Origin of the sequence: Moraxella caviae, assembly GCF_002014985.1 — a bacterium.
Taxonomy (GTDB): Bacteria; Pseudomonadota; Gammaproteobacteria; order Pseudomonadales; family Moraxellaceae; genus Moraxella; species Moraxella caviae.
In genome coordinates this window covers 1-3,333 of sequence record NZ_MUXU01000104.1, presented here as the reverse complement: position 1 = coordinate 3,333, position 3,333 = coordinate 1, and the positions used below count along the sequence as shown (strand labels likewise).

The window sequence follows — 3,333 nt, the reverse complement described above, 5'->3', positions numbered from 1 at the left end:
ATAAGTCAGTTTTACTAACTTCATGGGTGTGAGCTGCCTGCCACGCTCTTTTGTTATTTTCAAGATAGCATCAGCAACGGCAAAGACATCATAAGGCGCTTGGCTAATCATTGCCATCCCAGCCATCTGTAAAACGTTTCATAGGCTTAACTCCTTATTGGTTGATATGACTATAATAGCAATCGTGAGCTATGTAATCAAGAGGGGGTAAACTATATTTTTATATTTGTCAAGGGTGTCAGGGTGTCAGGTGGGTGTCAGGCATAACAAAACCCTTACAGTGCAAGGGTTGTAAGGGTGTCAGGTAAAAATTAAAAAAGCCCCTAAAACTAGGGGCTATCAGGGTTTTGATGAATGGCGGAAATATCCATCAGTTCGTACTTGGGTTTAGCATTACCAAATTGCATAACCTGAAAGTTTACCGTTGTAGGTTTGTTTAGGTATGCTTGGTTAATATATTCTGGATTTGGCACCTGACTATTGATTTTTCCTTTGATGATGTGTTTGTCATCGTTTTGAAATTCAAATGTACGCGTTTTTGGTAATACGCCAATAAATCTACCTGTGTAAGTTTCATTATATTGGCGAATATTGTTTTGGGAAAATCTTTCAATCAGTGTCGATAGCTGCTTTGTGTCATTAACTCTTGTGATGACATCGTTGAATTGTAGAGCAAACAGTGCTTCTTGGTTTTGCATGAGCATCAAAAAATCATTAACCTTTGCCATTGCCCTAGGGTGAATGATTTCTATTAAATCACTGATTTGCTCATCTGTGCCAGTCATGCCATATTGCAGCAATGATTGAAGTTGGGATAGTGTGTGTTCGGTGTCGTTTTTTTGACCATCTATTAAGTCATCTTCGGACTTTGGTAGAGATAGTTCAAAACCAAACGAACCAACAGCAGTGCCAGTAATTTGCAAGGAATGCTTGGCTTTATTAGGGATTGCGCCATGATAAGTGAGTGTATTATTTGAGCTGGCGGCGATACTGGCAACAGCATTGGCAAGCCTGTCTAAAGCACTTGCGCTAAAATCGGCACTGATGCTTTGTGAGCCGTGAACAGGCTTGCCACGAAAGGTAATGATGGCTTTTTTTATCAGTTCCACAGGGGCTACGTCATCAATCATACTGCTGATTTTTTTTAGGCGAGCAGATAGACTGGCAGTGCTTAGACTGTTTGGATTTTTGGCATTTGCTATCATCGCCTCTAAGCTTGCTTTTTCGGCAAGTAGGTGCTTATAGGTTAGTTCTTGCATGGCTGTACTCCCAAAAGCCACTCTAAAGCCTGCTTGTCTTCATCAGGACTTAGTGGGACTTGATAAAATCCTTTCCAAATGTAAGTATCTCGTTGGTGCGACCACATACTGTACCAGTAGGCTGTCCGCTCCACAAGCTCGGTAGGGTCCTCATCTAAAAGCACAAAGTAACCATCTACACGGTATTGGCTTTTAATTGTTTCGCCATCTAATAGTTGATCTTGCTGTTCATCTGTCAGTGCAGACTCGCGAAAAAAGCTAACAACATCTATATCGTTTGGCGGACGGTCTCTTAATCTCTCTATATCCTCGGTAAAACTGCCATTAACCCATTGAAAGCCGTCAGTGATGCCCAGTTTGTATAAAAACTCTCTATAATACAAAAAACCACTTAAAATAGCAATGCGGTCGTCTGAAAACCCAAACTGCTGAACAAAGGTTAAAATATCTATTTTATAGGGCGAACGATTTACTGAAGCACCGTCAATGTCTTTAATGGGTGGAATAACGCCACTTAGGTTCCACATTGCCAAACCTCCATGCTAAATCAACGAGACCTTCTTTGCTTCTCAAGGTATTTATTGACACCTTCTACATCGTCCATTTTAAAAACAGGAACAAATCGCAATTTACCCACATGCTTGGATAATACCTTTACTTCATCAGCAGACAGCTCCATGCCTTGATTTTGGTCTGCATAGGCGTTGATTTTTTCAATGATGGTTTCAATGGTCATTTCATACCCTTATTTCTTTTTGGTAGGGCAATTCTTGCCCTTGCCACCCTTATTGCAATCACAAGCACGACCATCGCCATCACGGTCTAGGCTTTTCCAGCCTGTTTGTCCTGATTTTTTCAGTTTTTCATAATGCGCTTGTGCGGCTTGTTGCGTAGGGAAATCAGCGCACTTTTTGGCGGCAAAAGCTGGCATTGTAATGGTGATTGCAAGTAGTGCCATAGTTGAGATGATTGGGTTTTTCATAAAATAACTCCTTTTGTTAAATTACCAAACTACTAGGCTAGACCAATTCCAAACCCAGCCCACGATTTGAATATTGGCGGCGTCCATTTCGTCACCTGTTATCACTTCGTCCTCATATGCTTTGTTATGACTTCTAATGACAAGACCACCGTCAGGGCGTGGAATTAAGTATTTAACACGCAAGATATTACCATGTCTAAAGGCGTAAATTTTACCTTCTCGAATGTCTGTTTTTGAACGGTCAACAGCAATCATAGAGCCGTCTTGTATTAACTCTTCCATGCTGTCGCCCTTGAGTGTCAGGCAGATAACTCTTGATGGGACAGCACCAGCTCGTCTAGCAGCAGTGTAAGCATAACGTATTTTACGCCTGCCATCGTCGTCTGTATCACTTTCAAAGCCATCACCACCTAAAAACTCAATATCCTTGTAATAAGGTACTTCAAACTCATCATCGCCCAAGGGAGTATTACTGTCCCAAAATTCCATAACATGGAAGTCGTTTTCGTCAAACTGGTTTTCGGGCAGTGGTTTTATCATTTCGCCCTTACCAGTTGCAAGCCATTCAGAATTTACCTTCAGAGCTTGAGCAATTTGCAGTAAATATGCCGACTTGCCACTCTTTCCGCTTTCCAATGCCTGATAGCTAGGTTGTGATATGCCTACTTTTTGAGCAAGGGCGGATTGGCTAATTTTGGCGTTTTTTCGTGCAATTTTAAGTCTGTCAGATAGGCTGTTCATTACGTCCCCTAGGTGAAAGCTTTGTTCATATTATATAGCTGAAACTATACTTTATCAAATAAATATATCTATTGATTTTTTATAAACAAAACTATAAAATATGCAAATTAACTATATTTGTGAAGGTAGTCGATGAATTATCAATTACTGGTTGATTATTTTGGTTCGCAAGTAGAGACGGCACGACAATTAGGCGTCAAACAGCCAAGCGTCCATGCGTGGCTAAGTGGCAGGTCAAAAATGGGTGCTGTCGTTGCTATGCGAGCAGAATACATTACCAAGGGCAAGTTTAAAGCCAATGAACTTTGTCCAGACTTAGGCAAAATAAAACCCCCTAGCGCAAACTAGGGG

6 protein-coding genes are annotated in these 3,333 nt (G+C 41.0%); 1 reads left to right on the top strand and 5 read right to left on the bottom strand.

Annotated elements, in window-relative coordinates; all coding sequences use genetic code 11:
* Positions 1-329: 329 nt before the first annotated feature.
* Genes B0181_RS11655 through B0181_RS11635 form a run of 5 tightly spaced genes read right to left on the bottom strand, consistent with a single transcriptional unit; the run spans position 330 to position 2,982 of the window.
* A complete protein-coding gene (locus tag B0181_RS11655) occupies positions 330-1,259 on the bottom strand; it encodes a hypothetical protein (protein WP_078277651.1) in 930 nt (309 codons plus the stop codon).
* The gene (locus tag B0181_RS11650) at positions 1,247-1,786 is read right to left on the bottom strand and encodes a DUF6932 family protein (RefSeq protein WP_245953300.1); all 540 of its coding nucleotides are present in this window, start codon (positions 1,784-1,786) and stop codon (positions 1,247-1,249) included. Before B0181_RS11650 ends, B0181_RS11655 begins: the two co-directional genes overlap by 13 nt.
* Positions 1,787-1,806: 20 nt before the next feature.
* Entirely contained in the window at positions 1,807-1,995 is a 189-nt protein-coding gene (locus B0181_RS11645; RefSeq protein ID WP_078277650.1) for a hypothetical protein, read from the bottom strand.
* A 9-nt stretch (positions 1,996-2,004) separates the two neighbouring features.
* A complete protein-coding gene (locus tag B0181_RS11640; protein WP_078277652.1) occupies positions 2,005-2,217 on the bottom strand; it encodes an excalibur calcium-binding domain-containing protein in 213 nt (70 codons plus the stop codon).
* Between the two features lie 45 nt (positions 2,218-2,262).
* A complete protein-coding gene (locus B0181_RS11635; RefSeq protein WP_078277649.1) occupies positions 2,263-2,982 on the bottom strand; it encodes an XRE family transcriptional regulator in 720 nt (239 codons plus the stop codon).
* A gap of 132 nt (positions 2,983-3,114) precedes the next feature.
* On the opposite strand from B0181_RS11635, the gene B0181_RS11630 reads away from it, so the two are divergent.
* Positions 3,115-3,330 (top strand): transcriptional regulator, encoded by a 216-nt coding sequence (locus tag B0181_RS11630; protein ID WP_078277648.1) that lies wholly within the window; start codon positions 3,115-3,117, stop codon positions 3,328-3,330.
* The last annotated feature ends 3 nt before the right edge of the window (positions 3,331-3,333 follow it).